This is a genomic window from Anabaena sp. UHCC 0187 (assembly GCF_009712035.1).
Lineage (GTDB): Bacteria > Cyanobacteriota > Cyanobacteriia > Cyanobacteriales > Nostocaceae > Dolichospermum.
Genome location: NZ_VILB01000011.1, coordinates 407,370 through 426,644 on the forward strand (window position 1 = coordinate 407,370; position 19,275 = coordinate 426,644).

Sequence of the window (19,275 nt, forward strand, 5' to 3'; positions counted from 1 at the left end):
TCCATATTATATAAACCATGAATAAAAGAGAGCAACCTGAACAAAAACACATATCTGTTAGTGGTGTAGAGAAAATTCACACAATGATTGAGGGCTTTGACGATATTAGTCATGGCGGATTGCCCGTTGGTCGAACTACTTTAGTTAGTGGGACTTCGGGGACAGGCAAAACTTTATTATCATTGCAATTTCTTTATAATGGCATCACTTACTTTGACGAACCAGGAGTATTTGTCACCTTTGAGGAATCACCCAGTGACATTATTAAAAATTCCCATATTTTTAATTGGAATTTACAAAGTTTAATTGATGACGGTAAATTATTTATTCTCGACGCATCTCCAGATCCTGAAGGTCAAGATATAGTCGGTAATTTTGATCTATCTGCCTTGATTGAACGGTTACAATATGCCATTCGTAAATACAAAGCCAAACGAGTTTCCATTGATTCAATGACAGCTATATTTCAACAATATGAAGCTGTCGGGGTAGTGCGGCGGGAAATTTTCCGGTTGGTAGCACGTCTAAAACAATTGCACGTCACCACCATCATTACCACTGAACGGGGTGAAGAATATGGACCAGTAGCATCTTTTGGAGTTGAAGAATTTGTTTCCGATAATGTAGTAATTTCTCGCAACGTTTTAGAAGGAGAACGCCGCCGCCGAACTATTGAAATTCTCAAATTACGCGGAACAACCCACATGAAAGGCGAATATCCTTTCACAATTACCAATGCAGGAGTTAATATATTTCCCTTGGGAGCGATGCGTTTAACACAACGATCTTCTAATGTTCGTGTATCTTCAGGGGTAAAAATTCTTGATGAAATGTGTGGTGGTGGTTTCTTTAAGGACTCGATTATCTTAGCAACAGGAGCTACAGGTACTGGTAAAACTTTATTGGTTAGTAAGTTTATCCAAAATGGCTGTGTTAATGGTGAACGAGCCATATTATTTGCTTATGAAGAATCTCGCGCCCAACTTTCACGGAATGCTTCTTCCTGGGGAATTGATTTTGAGGAATTAGAACATCAAGGGTTACTAAAAATAATTTGTACCTATCCCGAATCAACTGGTTTAGAAGATCACTTACAAATTATTAAATCAGAAATAGCCCATTTTAAACCCGCGCGCATTGCCATTGATTCACTTTCAGCCATGGCTAGAGGCGTTAGTAATAATGCTTTTCGTCAGTTTGTAATTGGTGTCACAGGTTATGCCAAACAAGAGGAAATTACTGGCTTCTTTACTAATACTACAGACCAATTTCTGGGTTCTAATTCCATTACTGAATCCCATATTTCCACGATTACAGATACAATCTTGATGTTGCAATACGTAGAAATTCGAGGAGAAATGTCCCGAGCCATTAACGTATTTAAAATGCGCGGCTCGTGGCACGATAAGGGAATTCGTGAATACAATATTACGGCAGACGGACCTGATATTAAAGATTCATTCCGTAACTATGAGCGAATTATTAGTGGTGCGCCTAATCGCGTTAGTATAGACGAAAAGGCAGAACTTTCTCGCATTGTCAAACGTTTTGAAGACAAATCGAGTTTTGACGTTTAAAATAGACGATAGTGCGATATTCCTTCCTGAATATTAGCATTGTGCTATATTCTGTGGTGAAGACAAGTATTCTGCCGCTAAATTAATATTTTTTGTGTGAGGGGATGCGGTGAAAGGACAGCAATTATTCCATAGTTTCTTACCTGGTGTGACAGCAGCAGTATTAACAACTCAGCCCGCTTGGGCTACGGTTATTAAAGTCAGTGATGTACAGCTAACGTCTTCTCCTAGTGTTTTAATTTCTACCGATAGTAGAAATTTATTCACAGACAATAGCTTACTGCCCAAGAGTAAAGTTAAAAGTAACCTAGGATTATTACCTGCTAGTTATTTCAGTCAAGGTAGTACCAACGAGCTTGGTAAGTACAGTCTACCTGTAATTATGGCTGACAATAATCTCCGCATTGAGGGGGAAAAAATCCCCAAAAATGATGAAAGTAGATTTGTCAGTTTTTCTGATCTATCAAATAATAATTTACTGATTGTTAATAATCCTAACTCAAATAACTTAGGTAATTCTGAACAGCAATTGGATAATGGTGATGTCGGGGTAGCAAAGTTACTAGCAGCTAGTAACTGTCCACAGCCTAAGAACCAAGCAGCTTTGCTGGTTGTTTCTAACACCTGTTTACCTAAAAATACTCATGATTGGATCGCACAAACAACTGTTCCTACTACCTCGGAAACCACTACACCTGTGCCAGTGGAGAATATCCAATCTGCACCTAGTCAGCCCGTAGATTTTCCTAATGTTCCCAATAATTTGAATCCTAGTCCTAATCCGCTGTTATATCCGACACAAGCACAGGAAGTCAAAGTTGAGGGAAATCAGCCCATTAGTTTGTCCCAGGCTTTGGAACTGGCTAAACGGAATAACAATGATTTACAAGTGTCCGTCTTACAACTGGAACGGAGTAAATCAGTTTTACGCGAAGCCCAAGCGGCTTTCTTACCCAGTGTAGATTTGAGCGCTGATATTACAAATAGTCGCAGCGTTGGTAGTACACTAGCGGTTGACCAAGCGAGAAAAACAAATCCTTTGATCGATGACGCTCCATCCAATACGACATTCAGCGGTACGGCACAGGTAAGATATGATCTTTATACCTCTGGCAGACGAAATGGGGCTATTAAAGAGGCTGAGGAACGGATACGCGTACAAGAATTGGATGTAGAAAGGCAATCTGAAGAAATTCGTCTGAATGTGGCTAAGGCATATTATGACTTGCAACAAGCTGATGAAAACGTCAGAATTTCTCAGTCAGCGGTGGAAAATGCTCAGGCTAGTTTGAAAGATGCAGTAGCTTTAGAACGGGCTGGTGTGGGTACTCGTTTCGATGTGTTGCGATCACAGGTAAATTTAGCCAATTCTCAACAAGATTTAACTAATGCCGTCTCTCAACAACAAATTGCCCGTCGCAGGTTAGCACCACTATTGAATTTACCCCAGTCAGTAAGTATTAGTGCGGGCGATCCCGTAAAACTAGCAGGTTTATGGCAGCATCCTCTAGAACAAAGTATCGTTTTAGCCTATCAAAATCGTTCTGAATTACAACAAAACTTAGCACAGCGCAATATTAGTGAAGCTCAAAGAAAACAGGCTTTAGCATCTTTGGGGCCACAAATTAGTTTGGTCGGCAGATATAACTTGTTAGATCAGTTTGATGATGGCACAAGCGTTAGCGATGGTTATTCCTTGGGAGTGCAAGCCACCCTCAGTTTATATGATGGGGGCGCAGCAAAAGCTAGAGCAGCCCAATCTAAAACCAATATTGCGATCGCCGAAACTCAATTTTCTGAACAAAAAAACCAAATCCGCTTCCAAGTAGAACAAGCTTATTCCACCCAAGCATCAAATTTGGAGAATGTGCAAACTTCTAATGCTGCTTTAGAACAAGCTAAAGAATCTCTGCGGTTAGCACGGTTAAGATTCCAAGCTGGTGTAGGGACTCAAACTGATGTTATTAACGCATTAAATGACCTCACTCGTTCCGAAGGTAATCGCATCAAAGCAATTTTGGATTACAACCGCGCTTTAACGGAATTACAAAGATATGTTACCTCCAGAGGTTTGAATCAGTTACAGGAATCAGGAGTCAAGTAAAAGGGCAGGGGGCAGGGGGCAGGGAGCAGGGGGCAGGGAGCAGGGGGCAGGGAGCAGGGAGCAGGGGGAAGGGGGGGGCAAGAATTTATTTTCCCAATCCCCAATCCCCAATCCCCAATCCCCAATCCCCAATCCCCAGTCCCCAATACTGTAAAATAGTTTTCAAACCTGGTCTAGTCAAAAACTCATGACTAAAGTTACATCACAAGAGATTGCAAAGTTCCGTTCTGATTTGGTAAATGATCCTCAAGCTATGGAAGCATTAGACTTGATCGAGGATTGCGATGGAGATTTAGAAGATGCAGTAATGACTCTGGCTATTCGGGCTGGACAAGAACCAGAACAAACCAATTCCGACTGGTTAGATGCTTTAGCCAAAAAATGGCGGGCTGTGATTTGTGAACAAGAATATCGAGAAGACTTGTTAAATGGGTCAATTCAAGAGATGATAGTACATCTAAGGACAATACCGAGTTTTCCCAAAAGTCTGGCTACACCCGTTTTAATTTATATTCTTAAACAAGGTGTGAATAATTTTTGTGAGCCTTTGGATTTGCTAAAGTCACATTAATCCTGAGTTTTAAAATTGATGAATTATCTTGTTGCTGTATTATCAGATCGCATTCAAGCAGAAGCCGCTGATTTAGCTTTAGAAAGAGAAGGCATAAATGGCACTATTCTCGGTAGAGGATATAAAAGTGCTGATGAATTTGGTTTAATTGACCCCAAAGAACAAGCGAAAAAACAAGTAAAATTAATGGCGATTTGGTTAGTACCATTTGGCTTTTTTGCTGGTTTTACCTTCAGTTTTATTACCGGTTTAGATACCTTTGCTTGGGCTGGAGAAATTGGTAATCATGTAGTTGGCGGCATTTTGGGCGCTGGTAGTGGTGCAATGGGTAGTGTATTTGTCGGTGGTGGCGTTGGTTTATTTGAGGGTGGTGGTGATGCTTTACCCTACCGTAACCGCTTAGATGCAGGTAAGTATTTAATTGTGGTGCAGGGTTCGGAAACTCTCACCCGTCAAGCTACTCGCATTATCCGCCAGTTTGAACCGGAGAATATCCAAGGTTATGCTGAAACTAATTAGTTGGTAATTGGTAATTGGTAATTGGTAATTGGGTAATTTCCTTCTTCCTTCTTCTTTCTTCCTTCTTCCTTCTTTATTTCTCCTGACTCCTGACTCCTGACTCCTGACTCCTGACTTCTGACTCCTGACTCCTAAATTCATGCTACCTAGAGAAGAACTTTTAAAAGGTGTTGAAAACCGCGATACTGTTGCCCGTGTAATTGATCACGCAGATCAAGCTATTAAGACGTGGGAAGTGGTATTTACAGATTTTTTGTCTCCGCCGGAGTTGGCGGAAATTCAACGGGTATTTAGCCGCTTGACGGAGGTGCATTCTGTGGCTTGGGGTGGATATCCCCAAGCGGAAAGACAAAGGTTAGCGATCGCTCGCGCTGATTTACCATTAGATCAGTCTCAAGTCGTTATTGTGGCTTTAGAAATTGCTGGTAATTTCTTGTTTGATACAGCCAATCACCGGGATTTTTTAGGGGCAATGCTGGGAACGGGGATTGTGCGGGAAAAAACCGGAGATGTGATTGTATTGGGGGAAAGAGGGGCGCAGGTGATTGTTGTGCCTGAATTGGTAGAGTTTTTGGAGATGAGTTTACAACAGGTGCGTTCTGTGCCGGTGAAAACTCGACGGATTGATATTAATGAGTTAAAAATCCGTGAACCGAAGAAGAAGGAAATGACGACGGTGGAGGCTTCTTTGCGGTTAGATGCGGTGGCTTCGGCTGGGTTTGGGATGTCCCGGAGTAAGATGGTAGATTTGATAGATTCCAATGATGTGCGTGTCAATTGGAAGGAAGTCACTCAAGCCAGTTCCCATGTTAAAACAGGGGATTTAATCGCTATTCGGGGGAAAGGGCGGTTGGAAGTTGGGGAAATTGCCGTTACTAAAAAGGATCGCTATCGGGTGCAATTGACTAGATATATGTAGGATAAAATTTTGGTTTTAGGGATTGACAGATTATATTTTATCTGATAGATTATTAGTCTGTGTGATTACGGACGGTTAGCTCAGGTGGTTAGAGTACATCGTTGACATCGATGGGGTCGTTGGTTCGAGTCCAATACCGTCCATATCTACAGGGAATAATTTCCCTGTTTAATAGTTAAAATTAGCCGTTTTTATTTACCACCATAAAAAAAGGCAACTTCCTTTTCTTTTAAAGGTGCAAAACCAGCTTCAACTAGTTTTTGATCAAGTTCAGCCTGGGGAATATGTTTAGCACCAATCCGAACAATTCGAGAACGCATAGTATTAGATACACCACTGCGCTGTCTGCTTGATTCTAAACCCATAACTTGTTCATATAGGTCTAATTTAACGATAGGAATAGGAGAACCATCAAAGTCAATTCCCCGCGATATCGCTCTATCAATAGCATCTGCACCGGTGGTAATTTCAGTAGACATGGTAACGTATTTTCAAAGATGTTGAAATATTTTATCAGGGAATGAGGGCAATTGACAATTGATAATTAATAATTACTAGATTTGCGTGTAATTAAACCACCTGCAAACGCCCCTAAAATTGTCCCTGTCCAAAGTCCCGCAGATGTTCCTTGCCAACTTGCTCCTGGAGTCACTAAAGCACTACACATTTGTTTAAATCCCCAAGCCTGGTTTTGACATTTTTGGCTATGTAGCATTACGGTGATTTGTCCACCTATTAAAGCAGTAAAAAAACCGGAGGAAAGTGCCAAAAAGGTACAAATCAGAATGCGTTTTTTAATCATAATTTTTGTCTCACGCAATCTCTCTTAGAGATCCCGAAGGGTAGGCGCAAAGGCGCAAAGGAAGAAATTACGCCTTTTGCTTTTTATCAACCTGTATTTCTCATGCCGGCTGCAATTCCGTTGATGGTTAATAATGCTCCTCTGAGTAGTTCTCCTTTGCTGTAACGAGAGTGAATTACTCCGGTTGTGGGGGCATTCTTTGATTGACGAAGGCGTTTTAATAGGGAAACTTGGATAAATCCTAAAGGCACAATTGTCCCATTTCGTAATTGTACAGAACGTTGCAATACTGGATCACCATCTAATAGTTTTTGGTGTCCGGTGATTTTTAAGACTAAATCTCTGGTGAGAAAGAATTCGCTGGAAATTTGCTCGAAAACTTTCTCAAATCGCGGTTTGTCTTCAGGGTTAGACAATTCATCAACATAGTGACGTGCCATTTCCATATCTACTTTCGCTAAAGTCATTTCGGCTTTAGAAATTACCATTTTAAAGAATGGCCATTTGAGATAAAAATAGCGGAGTAATTTCAAATGTTGTTCTGGTTCTGCGTCTAGAAATTCTTGTAAGGCTGTACCAATTCCATACCAAGAAGGTAATAAGAAGCGGGTTTGTGTCCAACTAAATACCCAAGGAATTGCTCGCAAACTGCTTAAATCTTTTTTACCAGATGGACGACGGGCTGGACGAGAACTAATTTGCAATTGGCTGATTTCTTCAATGGGGGTGACTTGGTGGAAGAAGTCAATAAAATCAGGTTGTTCATAAATTAGGTTACGATAGTGCTGACGCGATCGCACTGATAACTCTTCCATAATCTCATTCCAAGGTTCAATGTCATCAAACCCTGTTCCTAGTAAACTGGCTTGAATTACCGCTGTGGTGATAGTTTCTAGGTGATACAAAGCCAAGTCCAACAAGGAATATTTAGAAGCTAATACTTCCCCTTGTTCTGTAATTTTAATCCGTCCACTAATACTATGACCTGGTTGGGCTAAAATTGCTTCATGAGCCGGACCACCACCCCGACCGACAGAACCACCCCGACCGTGGAAAATCCGCAGATTTACACCGTAACTTTCGGCTATTTTCTGGAGTGATTTTTGGGCTTTATGAATTTCCCAGTTGCTGCTTAAAAAACCCGAATCTTTATTACTATCGGAATACCCCAGCATGACCTCTTGTAAGTTAGGATTTAAGGTAGAAATAGATGGGGGTGCTTGTTCTTCACTGAGCGAAGTCGAAGTGTTAATTGCGGCGTAGCCACCAGCCAGCAGCGCCCGATATAAAGGTAATTCAAACAGTTCCCGCATCACGTTTCGAGAACGTTGTAAATCTTCTACTGTTTCAAAGAGAGGAACAACTCGAATTGTCCCCACTGCAACTACAGGATCAAATAAACTCGATTCTTTGGCTAAAAGTAAAACTTCTAGTACGTCGCTAACTTCGCGGCACATACTAATAATATAAGTTTGACAGATGTTAATGCCAAATTCTTGTTGTAGCGATCGCAAAATTCGGAAAGTTTCAATTACATCATTGGTTTTTTCCGAAAATGGTAATTCAGCGGGAATCAATGGCCGACGGGTTTGCAATTCTGAAGTTAACCAAGCGATTCTCTGTTCTTCTGATAAGTCGTTGTAGGATTGGGGTAAAAGTTGTAAATATTCGAGAATCTCATTCAGCGCGTCCGCATGACGGGATGATTCTTGACGAATATCTAATTGGGTAAGATTAAAGTCAAATATTTCGACTTGACAAATCAGGTTTTCCAATTCTCGACAACTTAAACCTGTTTCCGTTAAGTTGCGTTGAATTAACAACAATTCTGTTAAGAATTCCGAACCGGAACGGTACATGGGTGCATCTTCATTCTGTGGCGTTTCCCGATTATATAAAGCCAAATTGCGATCGCGGGTATTTTCCAACCGCTTGAGAATGTAAGATAATTTGAGACGATAGGGTTCTTGGCGAAAACGCAAAGCTAGATCATCATAAACATCACTTAATTGCGATTGATCTAACTCTAAAGATTCTAGCAAATCTGGTAAAACATCACTCCAGTGCATGGACACACTCAATAATGTCACTAACTCTTTAACTGACTTAATATACCGCTCTAAAACCATTTTTCGCTGATAACAAGCGGTTTTCCAAGTTACTTCCGGTGTCACCGAAGGATTACCATCTCGATCTGAACCTACCCAAGAACCAAAGGAGCAAAAGTTTGTCGTTGGTGGTTGTAACCAGGGAAAAGTTTCCCCCAGGGAATATTTGAAGCGTTTGTATAATTGCGTAATTCCATCAAATAACACTTCTTGGAAGTAGTGAAGGGCATAATCTACTTCATCTAAAACCGTCGGTTTAAACTGATGTAATTCGTCAGTCCGCCACCAGAGGCGAATTTCTTCCAGTAATCTTTCTTTGATTTCTAATGTTTCCCAAGGATAACTACCAGCACGACTTTGCGCCTCATCCAGTTTTTGTAAAAGATGTACCACCTGACGCTGTTTATCCCGGATAGTATGACGGACAATCTCCGTCGGGTGTGCAGTGAATACTAAGCGGATATCCAGTTGAAAAATCAGGCGTTGAATTTGTTGAGGTGGGACATTCAACTTAAATAACAGGGGAAATAAAGCCGCAAAAGTCCCTTTTTGCTGAATTTCCGATGTCATTACATCGCTACCTATTTCTTTAGTAACAGATAATTCTTCTTCTCGTTGGTTAGTAGAATAAATGATACTTGGGAAAATACTCTGATCACCTTGATCTGCTTCGCTATCAGCATAGCGGTGTAATTGCTGCTTTTGCTCGTATTCCTGCTCAATAATATTAATCAACTGAAAATACAATGCAAAGGCACGCGCAGCGCGAATTGCTTCATTGATATTCAATTGTTCAATCAATTCTACAGCAGAGGCAGCTTGGTCATTGGTAGCCTGTCCTTCTGGAGAACATAAATCCCGCAATTGGCTTAAAAGATCCACCATTTCTTGACCGCATTCTTGACGCAGCACCGACTCCCACAATTCCTCTACTACCTGTAGACGGTGACGCAAGAATAATTCCGAGTGTAGCACTGGAAAATCAATATGTTCAGCTTTCATAGTTTTCATCATACTCTTAAGATACTCAAAACATCTAACCTACCTTTTTGAGCATCCAATATCAAGCTGTTAGCTTTTTTTTAGGAGCTACTCACAGGTGACTTATCTTACTTTTAACTGCTTTTGATTCGTTTTCAGTAGGAAGAGGCAAGTAAAATCAACCGCTTCACCAAATGCCTACTAGTCATTTTAGGATAAAGTTCGCCTTCACTCAATACCAAACAGGAGAAAAGCTATAGTAGGGAACGGGAAACGGAGTTAAAAGTCTTTCCGTGTATGGTTTTTCAGGTAATTTTTTTGTCTGAAATGGCTAACGTCACGCTTTGCTATCAGGATATCCAGGATTTGAGGATGTCCAGGATTGTTATTTATGGATTTTTTCGTGAATGTTTAGAGGATGTTTTTTTATATTTTGTCTGAATCGGGATATCCAGGATTTGAGGATGTGCAGGATTGTTATTTATGATTTTTTCGTGAATGTTTAGAGGATGTCTAGGATTTTTATTTATGGATTTTTTGTGAATATTTAGAGGATGTTTTTTATATCATTGGAAAATTTCTATTTCTCATTAAGAATAACATCCTGTAAATCCTCAAATCCTGGTTATCCTCATTCAGACAATTAATATTATGATGTTGGATTTCATTTCATTCTCCCCAACCTACGATTTTAATCATTAATCCTGGATATCCTGATTCAGACAATTAATATGTAGCGTCGGGTATGTTTGAAATAAATAGTAGAAAATAGAGTCACGTCTCATATTATAATTGTAATTTATCCTACCCGCAAAAAATTCTCTTCTCAATCATTAGTATATACACTTAGCAGTGTAAAATATACAACTTTTTTATTTATCAACCTCACAGGGACAAAGTTAAATTTTCTCACTACCATAATGAACACACCCACCACATCATCAACTCGCTTAGATTTTTACTATCAGCAAATCAAGACAATTATTTTAGCGCGTCAAAACCCCATTACCGGGTTATTACCAGCGAGTACCGCTATTACTGCTCATGGTGATTATACGGATGCGTGGGTGCGAGATAATGTTTATAGTATTTTAGCAGTTTGGGGTTTAGCCTTAGCCTATCGCAAATTAGACCATGATGATGGACGCACTTACGAACTCGAACATAGTGTTGTCAAATTAATGCGTGGCTTGTTATTTGCCATGATGCGACAATCCCATAAAGTAGAAACATTTAAACATACACAATCTTTATTAGATGGACTGCACGCCAAATACAACACAGCTACAGGTGATATAGTCGTTGGTGATGATGAATGGGGACATTTACAAATTGACGCGACATCTATCTTCTTATTAATGTTGGCACAAATGACCGCCAGCGGATTATCAATTATTTTTACATTGGATGAAGTGAACTTTGTCCAAAACCTAGTTTATTATATTGGTCGAGCGTACCGAACACCAGATTTTGGGATTTGGGAACGGGGGAATAAAACTAATCATGGTAGTGCAGAATTAAACGCCAGTTCCTTGGGAATGGCTAAAGCTGCTTTAGAATCAATCAATGGACTAAATTTATTTGGTGTTCATGGTAGTCAAGCATCAGTAATTCATGTTTTACCAGATGAAATTGCTAGAGCCAGAATTACTTTAGAATCTTTATTACCTAGGGAATCAGGTTCTAAAGAAATTGATGCGGCGTTATTAAGTATTATTAGTTATCCCGCTTTTGCTGTCAAAGATGAAGCATTGCGAGAACGCACATTTAAAGAAATTATTAATAAATTAGAAGGAAAATATGGTTGTAAACGGTTTTTAAGAGATGGACATCAAACCGTTTTAGAAGATCCTGAACGTTTACACTATGAACCTGGTGAACTTAAAGAATTTGAGCATATTGAATGTGAATGGCCATTATTTTTCACTTATTTAGTGCTTGATGGATTATTTCGCGGGGAAAAAGCACAAATTGAGAAATATCAACAACTTTTAAAATCATTATTGGTAGAAGAGAATGGCTTACAGCTATTACCAGAAATTTATTATGTTCCTGAAGAGAATATAGAAGCTGAAAAATTAAATCCTCAATCTCAATCACGTTTACCCAATGAAAATATTCCTTTAGTTTGGGCGCAAAGTTTATATTATCTGGGTGAAATGTTAAGCGAAGGCTTGATTTCCCTAGGAGATATTGATCCTTTAGGTAGACATTTGAGCGTAGGAAAAAAACGCAGTGCGTTAGTCCAAATTGCTTTAATAGCAGAAGATGAAGCCCTACAAACGCAATTAGAAGTATATGGAATTGAAACCCAAACACCTACCCAAATCGCACCAATTCAAATTAGAAAATCTGAAGAACTTTCCCGAATTTATACACAAATTGGCAGAAATGATCAACTGGGTTTAACAGGCCGTCCCCTGCGAAGATTGAGAAGTTTAACCATATCGAGATTCTTTCGGATTCGAGATCAAACAGTGGTATTTTTACCATCATTTCTAGATTCTCAGCAGTTTTATTTAACCCTTGATTATCACTTCTTAGTAGATCAAATTAGAGGTGAATTGGCTTATATCCAACAATACTGGAGTGATTTAGGTCGTCCTACCTTAACCTTAATGATTACTCGGACAATGTTAGAAACTGGGTCAGAAGCATTATTAGAATTAATGCAAGAACTTAAAGATGGTATTTGTCATGGAGTGCAGGTAAAATTAGGAAAACTCAATCAATTAATGCTGACAGCCGCAATTCAAAGAATTGATTTTCTGTCAGATACAGAATTATCACAATCATCAGTTAAAAACCGGGGAATCCGTTGTTATTACCTGACTTCTCATTTAGAAAAAAGTTGGTCTTTGGGACATACCCAAGAATTCCAAATGGAATACGAAACTAACTTAGATTTATTATTAGAATATTTGCGCTCATCAGAAAATATTTATGAGCAAATCGAATTACTGCAAACTTTAACTCGATTACAGGGTTTAGAATTTGATACAGGATATGCAGGTCCGACTCATGCTGTCACCGTAGCGGATTTACTCGATGAAGTCTATACGAAAGCTGGAGATTTAGGGCTGTGGACAGTAGTGCGACGGGCTGCGGGTTTACGCCAAATGCTCGATATTGGCTTATCAGATGCGATAACGAGTATTTTGGTTCAAGGTAAGCAAATTGCAGTGGGAAGGGCTTATAGTCAAGCTTCTCTGATAGTTGTTCCTATATCTGGAAATGAAATTGCTGAGAAAATTAATAACTTCTGTCGTGAAGATATTCGAGATCGTGTTTTAACGCAAGAAATATTGATTTATCTCGGTGTCTTAATCAAATCAGAACCAGAATTATTTCGCGGATTCCTCACATTAAGAGTTGGTTATTTGATTCTTTTAATTACTAGCGACATAGCCAGAGAATTCATCCTTACCCAAGATGAAGCTTATGAACAATTAATGCAATTATCACCTTTTGAAGTGAAAATGCGTTTGCGTCAAGTATTAGCTGGATATAGTGGCGTAAGTAGTTTATTACGTCAACAGGAATCATTGCACGTCAAGCAAAAAGAAAGTGATATTGCTTGGGTTTTACTACCTGTAATTCGTGAAGAAACAGAAGTTCCTCCTGATGGTTGGCGGCGATTTCGTCAAGCAGAAGGCGCATTAAACCGTGTACCCAAAGACTTTTTTAAAGAAGTTTGGCTATTAATGCTACATTGCAAAGGTTTAGTCATTGGCGATAAATTAGAACGACGGAATCGCTTAGAAAGTGAAATCATGCTTTCGGAAATGACAGCAGGAGAAAGAAATTTTGCTTTGTTAGTTGAACATTTGCTGAATAAAATCGAAGCCCCAGAATACCGCCAAGTCAATGTAGAAGCCTTGATGGAACTGGCTACAATCGTCGCTAATAATCCTAATTTGCAAATTGAAGAATATATAGTTTTAGATGTTTTAATCGGTCATGCAGTGCGGTTAGCGTGGTTAGAAAATTATCCCCATCGTAGCGATAATTATGATGAAGATAAGACTAGTGCATGGCCATCATTTTATAATAGCTCCCCTCAAGATTGCGCTAATTATATTTTGAAGGCCTTTAGATTCTTGACGGAGTTTGTGAAAGATGCTGAAACGTAGAATATAGCAAACAAGTAGGGGTTTAGCAGTGCTAAACCCCTACATTTATCTACAGATTAGGATATTTTTTTAATGGAACTCCTCAAGACGGCTAGAATCCTATTTGACAAACCACAACCTACTTAACGGAAACAGAATCAACATCCACAGTGTCCCCAACGGGGGGCGCATAATTAGCAGTATTGCTGGTATTATTTTCTACAGTCCCTTTCTTTGCCTTCCAACCATCAATCACTAATCCAGAAACTTCAGAAACAAATAAAGTTAATAGTAAAACATCATCAATTTGGCCAATAATAGGAATAAAATCTGGAGAAATATCCAAAGGGCTGATTAAATAGGCTACTGTGCCGATAATTACCCACCAACGGTATTTGGGATTGCGTAGGGTGTTCCGATACCATGTGTACAAGGATTGAATTGAGAAGTTCATGTTCTTAACCTCCAGTTATTTTTTTATTTTGGCAAATAATCCTCTAAACTCCCGGTGGGAATAACCGCCATATTGTGTATAGAAGATGTTACTCCTTAGTAATTAATTAGAAAAGTTTGTGAGTTTTGCATTACTCTCTAAAATGAAAATGCTTTGACTACTAGTAATGGAGGGAGGAAACCTACACAGTGGATATTTTAGATTTGTTTAAGAAGGGCGGGCCCTCTATGTGGCCTTTGCTAGTTTTATCAGTTCTATCACTCAGTGTGATTTTTGAACGGATATGGTTCTGGTTACGAATTCTCAGCCAGGAAAAAGAAATAGTCAATCGGGTTCTTGATGCTGCTGGTGAAAATTGGGAAATAGCTGAAGCAATTGCTGAACAAGCAAGAAACCAGCCCATTGGCAGGTTTTTATATGCACCTTTACGGTTACAAAAAAACGATCCAGAAACCTTTCGATTAGCCCTAGAATCCACCGCAGCAGACGAGATAGCGGGGATGCGACGGGGTGAAAAACTTTTAGAAGCTGTAATTGCCCTCGCGCCACTGTTAGGATTATTGGGTACAGTCCTTGGTTTGATTCAGTCCTTGGGTGCAATTCGCATTGGTGATTTGGGAACTGAATCTACAGCCGGTGTCACCACTGGGATTGGGGAATCTTTGATTAGTACAGCCGCAGGATTAATAGTCGCAATTGCCAGTTTAGTATTTTACCGCCTATTTCAAAGTTTTGTTGTTAACCAAGTCAAAGTTTTCAACAAATCGGGTAACGAACTGGAACTACTTTACCGTCAGTATCCTCCTGAACCTAAAACAATGCCCACAGGAATAGTCTCAAAACCTACTTCTGAAAATTTCCCTCCATCCCCTCGGTTAGATAAAAAATCACGTTTCAAAAATCCCGGAATTGCACCAGATGAAACAATTCAGAATTCTCAGTTGAACTCTGCACCAGAACAAGAAAATGAAAGTTAAGTTAGATACTCCCACCGAAGACGTTCAGATTCAAATTATCCCCTTAATTGATGTTGTTTTTTGTATTCTGACATTCTTTCTATTAGCAGCTTTACAATTTACCCGTCAACAAGCTATTAATGTTGACTTACCTAAAGCTAGTACAGGTGCAAATTCTGCGGCTAATTCCCAAACTAAAAGTAATATTTTGCCTGTAACGATTGATGCAATTGGCATAACTTACATAGAAAAAGAACCTGTGATACGGGAGGAATTAGCAGCGCGGTTAAAGCAATATATCCAAACAAATCCAGATGGGATTTTAGTATTGAATGCCTCGCGCACAGCTACTTATAACGATGTTATTCAAACATTAGATTTACTGCGACAAGTGGGAGGAAATCGGGTGTCTTTGGGAATTATCCCCGGATCATCTCAACCACTTACCAATTCACCCAACTTACCGACTATCCCTAATAGTCCTACCAGCCCAGAAATTAACCCACCAGGAAATCTGAGTCCTTTACCACCCGCTAATCCAAATCAATTTCCTGTACCAGGGACTGGACTTTCTCCTGGTATTTCCCCTTTAGTTCCCAATAACACCTTACCTCAAGCACCTGTAACACCAGGAACAAATAATTCTTCTCCTCAAAATTAATACCATTTTTGTCAAGAGTCAGGAGTCAGGAGTCAGGAGTCAGGAGTCAGGAGTCAGGAGTCAGGAGTCAGGAGTCAGGACGAAGAAGAAAGAAGAAAGAAGGAGTCAGGACGAAGAAGAAAGAAGGAGTTAGAAAGAAGTCGCCAGGCTTACTTATGACTTGAGAAATTTTGTATATTTATATCTCCCCATATTTTCCTCAATTACGAGGTTATGGGGAGATTTTTATTTTTGTATAGCAATTACCAATTACCAATTACCAATTACCAATTACCAATTACCTACTATACATATTCTCTCGATCCAAAAATCGTAAACCTAAAGATATCTAGAATAAATTCAATTTCTGCAAAGAAATTCGGTTAATTTGTAAATAATTGGTTAAGTTACAAAGATTTTTACATCAAAAAAAACCAAGTCAACCAGGTAATTTATCGCCAATCACCATTTACGTTTCAGGGGTTATGGCAATGGATATTGTAACGCTGTTAATTGTTTGGGTAATCACGGCTATTAGCTTGTGGATTATTAGTAAATTACCTTTGGGAGTTGAAATTGATACTCCAGAAAAGGCAATTTTTTCCGCCGCAGTTTTAGGTATTATTACCGCACTAGTCAAGCCAGTTCTCAAAGTTTTGTTTGTGATCCCAAATTTAGCCACCTTTGACTTATTATCTGGTATCTTCACTTTCATGATTGCTGTTGCTTGTTTTAGTATTGCTGCTTGGTTAGTAGATGGTTTCCGGTTACGTTACGGTATTTTGAGTGCTATTTTAGGTGCTTTTGCACTCACTGTTGTCAATAACGTTATCTACAAATTATTAGGTGTGTAATTGGTAATTGGTGATAGGTAATTGCTTCCTGTTACCTATCACCTATCACCTTACAAATTATTCATTGCTACTAGATGGTGTTGCAGTCGGACTGGCTTGTTGTTGTCGTTGATCTCGTTTTTTACGATCTGCTGACAATATATCTGCCATGACTATGAGTGCTTGCGCCATTTTTTCTAGATTAGAACTGTATAGTTCTAAATCTTTGATCAGTTTGTCTTCTGAAAGATGCAAACCATTAGCGATCGCTTTTAGTGCCTCAGTCCGTTGTTTCTCATCTTTGATCAGTTGAGGATCTGACTGGACTAATAATGCAAATAAACCAACACCAAATAACCGACTGTATTTAAAGTTGGAATTTGCGGCGATCTCTTGCAGATGCTTTTGCAAATCCGCATCTTGATCTAAGGAAATTGCTTGACTCAAGCCAGCAATTAAATCCTTAGTAGGCAGACTAGCCGCTATACCTTGCAATCTTGACGCATCCTGTCGGTAGCGGTGGGGGTCTTGTTCCACCGCTTGACAGATTGCTCTAAAAATTGACTCTTGATCCTGTTCTGGTTGGTAGCCTTCCATGAAGCGGTCAAAAGTTGTCACAACGCCCAAGGCGTAAATCGCATCATAGCTAAAATCAACATTGACTGACAGTAGGTGCATTTCTACCATCAATTCTTCGACTACCCGGCGGTAAATAGTATTAATCGGCCTGGTATGAAGGGTATAAAAGGTGCGTTTTGTATCAGATACTGTGCGGACGTTATTCACAAAGAAAATTGTAGTAAAGACATATTCTTACTTTCTAGTATGAACTAATCAGAGCTAATTCGTGAAAGTCAGATAAAAACGAGTTCACAGATTCTATGGACTAGCCAAACTTCGGGGTGAAGTCTCTAAAACTTCTTCTTCCGTCTCAAAGATTTCAAATACTGTATCCATCATTGTGACTTCAAAAACTAGCTTGGCTTCTGGATGAACATTACAAATGCGAAAACTGCCTTTAACCTTATCAGCATCACGCATACCAGCCACCAGGGAAGTCAGCCCCGAACTATCAATAAAATTTACTTGGCCTAAATTGACAACAACATGAGGACTGTGTTTAGAAATACATTCTTGTAGCTTGAGACGGAATTGCCAAGCAGTAGTAATATCTAAGCGACCAGCAGGTGTCAATACCATAACAGTATGACCGTCTTCAGTTGTAAATGTGTTCTGCTCTATATTAATCACTGAACCGATACTTGTTTACTAATATTTGCTAATTAACACACTCACAAAGTGAGCAATTATCAACCTATCTGCATAGGTTGATACTTATTTATTAGTGTAACTTACTGTCATGGTGTTTCACGAGAATAACTAGGGAATTGGTAATTGCTAAAAACTCTTACCTCTTACCTGTCACCGTGGCGTAGCACCTGTCACCTATGCCTGACTTGGTTTCCAGTTTATCCAATCTTGAGGTTTGAGGAAAGTCTCATACAACTCAGCTTCAGGAGTATTAGGTTCTGGTTTGTAGCCATATTCCCACCGAACTAAAGGTGGTAGAGACATGAGAATTGATTCTGTGCGGCCGTTGGTTTGCAGTCCAAAAATTGTGCCTCGGTCATAAACCAAGTTAAATTCTACATATCTACCACGACGGTATAATTGGAAATTACGTTGGCGATCGCCGTATTCCATCCCTTGTCGGCGTTCCGCAATGGGCGCATAAGCAGGTAAAAATGCCCCAGCACAATCTTGAACTAAAGCAAATATATCTTCCCAACTCCGCGACGGTAATTCACCTACCTGATTACTGTAAATAGCCGCTTCCCCAGTGGGATCTGGGCCGCGATAGATAGAACCTTGGCCATCTTGGTAATCTAAAAATAAACCACCGACTCCCCGTGTTTCATCCCGGTGTTTCAGGTAAAAATATTCATCACACCAACGCTTAAACACCGGATAATATTCGGGATGGTGTTGATCACAAGCTTGTTTAAAAGTGTTATGAAAATGTTTTACATCTTCAGCAAAGGGGTAATAAGGTGTTAAATCCGCACCACCACCAAACCACCAAACAGGCCCTGCTTCAAAATAGCGGTAATTTAAATGAACTGTAGGCACATAAGGGTTTCGTGGGTGCAACACCAAAGAAGTCCCCGTTGCATAAAAGCCATGTCCTTCTGCTTCAGGACGTTGGGATAAAATCGAAGGAGGTAAATGAGAACCCCAAACTTCTGAAAAATTTACACCAGCTTGTTCAAAAATTGCCCCATCACGCAGGACACGCGATCGCCCACCACCCCCTTCTGGACGCTGCCAACTATCTTCCTGAAACTTCCCCAGACCATCTAATTTCTCTAAACCTTGGGTAATTTCATCCTGCACATTCTGCATAAACTGACTGACTCTAGCCTGAGCATTCACACCAGGGAGAAAATCAGATGAATCTTTTGTGATAGTGGGGGTTTGCGCGTTGGTTAACATAGATTCCCGAACCTAAAATTACAATTTCCAAACAATTACAAATTTTTGTTGTCAAAACTTGTCAGCAGCGAGAGTCACAAATCCGGCTTAATCTGCCAAAACAGTTTTTTATTATACGTTAAAACACAACCGTTGAAAACGCCTTCAAATCTCCATTGGCACGGAAGTTGCTCCAACTCACAGATATCATATCTGAAGACTCGTTT

At 39.7% G+C, this 19,275-nt stretch carries 16 protein-coding genes and 1 tRNA gene; 10 read left to right on the forward strand and 7 right to left on the reverse strand.

Features of this window, described 5'->3' with window-relative positions; genetic code table 11:
• Positions 1 to 17: 17 nt before the first annotated feature.
• From kaiC to FJR11_RS10985, 6 genes are all read left to right on the forward strand, one after another.
• Positions 18 to 1,577, forward strand: a complete 1,560-nt coding sequence (gene kaiC, locus FJR11_RS10955) for a circadian clock protein KaiC (protein ID WP_168503709.1) — start codon at positions 18 to 20, stop codon at positions 1,575 to 1,577.
• A gap of 109 nt (positions 1,578 to 1,686) precedes the next feature.
• Positions 1,687 to 3,681, forward strand: coding sequence for a TolC family protein (locus FJR11_RS10960; protein WP_168503710.1), 1,995 nt, complete (start codon positions 1,687 to 1,689; stop codon positions 3,679 to 3,681).
• 187 nt (positions 3,682 to 3,868) lie between these two features.
• Complete coding sequence (locus FJR11_RS10970) at positions 3,869 to 4,252, forward strand: hypothetical protein (protein WP_168503711.1); 384 nt, start codon at positions 3,869 to 3,871, stop codon at positions 4,250 to 4,252.
• An 18-nt stretch (positions 4,253 to 4,270) separates the two neighbouring features.
• Entirely contained in the window at positions 4,271 to 4,771 is a 501-nt protein-coding gene (locus FJR11_RS10975) for a hypothetical protein (protein ID WP_168503712.1), read from the forward strand.
• Positions 4,772 to 4,910: 139 nt separating this feature from the next.
• Positions 4,911 to 5,690 carry a photosystem II S4 domain protein gene (locus FJR11_RS10980; RefSeq protein WP_168503713.1) on the forward strand — a complete coding sequence of 260 codons (780 nt, stop codon included), beginning with the start codon at positions 4,911 to 4,913 and terminating at the stop codon, positions 5,688 to 5,690.
• 69 nt (positions 5,691 to 5,759) lie between these two features.
• Positions 5,760 to 5,833: transfer RNA gene (locus FJR11_RS10985), tRNA-Val, on the forward strand.
• A 48-nt stretch (positions 5,834 to 5,881) separates the two neighbouring features.
• Here the strand turns inward: FJR11_RS10985 and FJR11_RS10990 are convergent.
• The 3 genes from FJR11_RS10990 to ppc all read right to left on the reverse strand — a co-directional run bounded on the left by FJR11_RS10990 (position 5,882) and on the right by ppc (position 9,611).
• Positions 5,882 to 6,169, reverse strand: coding sequence for a DUF4090 family protein (locus FJR11_RS10990; protein WP_168503714.1), 288 nt, complete (start codon positions 6,167 to 6,169; stop codon positions 5,882 to 5,884).
• A 65-nt stretch (positions 6,170 to 6,234) separates the two neighbouring features.
• Positions 6,235 to 6,492: a hypothetical protein gene (locus FJR11_RS10995; protein ID WP_168503715.1), complete on the reverse strand. Its 258-nt coding sequence runs from the start codon at positions 6,490 to 6,492 to the stop codon at positions 6,235 to 6,237.
• 86 nt (positions 6,493 to 6,578) lie between these two features.
• Positions 6,579 to 9,611 (reverse strand): phosphoenolpyruvate carboxylase, encoded by a 3,033-nt coding sequence (gene ppc / locus FJR11_RS11000; protein ID WP_168504192.1) that lies wholly within the window; start codon positions 9,609 to 9,611, stop codon positions 6,579 to 6,581.
• A gap of 890 nt (positions 9,612 to 10,501) precedes the next feature.
• Between ppc and FJR11_RS11005 the strand changes: the two genes are divergently transcribed.
• Positions 10,502 to 13,714, forward strand: a complete 3,213-nt coding sequence (locus tag FJR11_RS11005; protein ID WP_168503716.1) for a glycoside hydrolase family 15 protein — start codon at positions 10,502 to 10,504, stop codon at positions 13,712 to 13,714.
• Between the two features lie 118 nt (positions 13,715 to 13,832).
• On the opposite strand, the gene FJR11_RS11010 is transcribed toward FJR11_RS11005, so the two are convergent.
• Positions 13,833 to 14,147, reverse strand: a complete 315-nt coding sequence (locus FJR11_RS11010) for a YkvA family protein (RefSeq protein WP_168503717.1) — start codon at positions 14,145 to 14,147, stop codon at positions 13,833 to 13,835.
• Between the two features lie 188 nt (positions 14,148 to 14,335).
• Here FJR11_RS11010 and FJR11_RS11015 point away from each other — a divergent pair, with 188 nt between their 5' ends.
• The 3 genes from FJR11_RS11015 (at position 14,336) to FJR11_RS11025 (ending at position 16,597) form a co-directional block, all read left to right on the forward strand.
• Positions 14,336 to 15,124 carry a MotA/TolQ/ExbB proton channel family protein gene (locus FJR11_RS11015; RefSeq protein WP_168503718.1) on the forward strand — a complete coding sequence of 263 codons (789 nt, stop codon included), beginning with the start codon at positions 14,336 to 14,338 and terminating at the stop codon, positions 15,122 to 15,124.
• The gene (locus FJR11_RS11020) at positions 15,114 to 15,764 is read left to right on the forward strand and encodes a biopolymer transporter ExbD (RefSeq protein WP_168503719.1); all 651 of its coding nucleotides are present in this window, start codon (positions 15,114 to 15,116) and stop codon (positions 15,762 to 15,764) included. The genes FJR11_RS11015 and FJR11_RS11020 overlap by 11 nt, the downstream gene beginning before the upstream one ends.
• 470 nt (positions 15,765 to 16,234) lie before the next feature.
• Entirely contained in the window at positions 16,235 to 16,597 is a 363-nt protein-coding gene (locus FJR11_RS11025) for a phage holin family protein (RefSeq protein ID WP_168504194.1), read from the forward strand.
• 57 nt (positions 16,598 to 16,654) lie between these two features.
• On the opposite strand, the gene psb29 is transcribed toward FJR11_RS11025, so the two are convergent.
• The 3 genes from psb29 to hemF all read right to left on the reverse strand — a co-directional run bounded on the left by psb29 (position 16,655) and on the right by hemF (position 19,069).
• Complete coding sequence (gene psb29 / locus FJR11_RS11030; protein WP_168503720.1) at positions 16,655 to 17,362, reverse strand: photosystem II biogenesis protein Psp29; 708 nt, start codon at positions 17,360 to 17,362, stop codon at positions 16,655 to 16,657.
• Between the two features lie 93 nt (positions 17,363 to 17,455).
• Entirely contained in the window at positions 17,456 to 17,827 is a 372-nt protein-coding gene (locus FJR11_RS11035; protein ID WP_168503721.1) for an STAS domain-containing protein, read from the reverse strand.
• Positions 17,828 to 18,022: 195 nt separating this feature from the next.
• Positions 18,023 to 19,069, reverse strand: a complete 1,047-nt coding sequence (gene hemF / locus FJR11_RS11040; RefSeq protein ID WP_168503722.1) for an oxygen-dependent coproporphyrinogen oxidase — start codon at positions 19,067 to 19,069, stop codon at positions 18,023 to 18,025.
• Between the last annotated feature and the right edge of the window lie 206 nt (positions 19,070 to 19,275).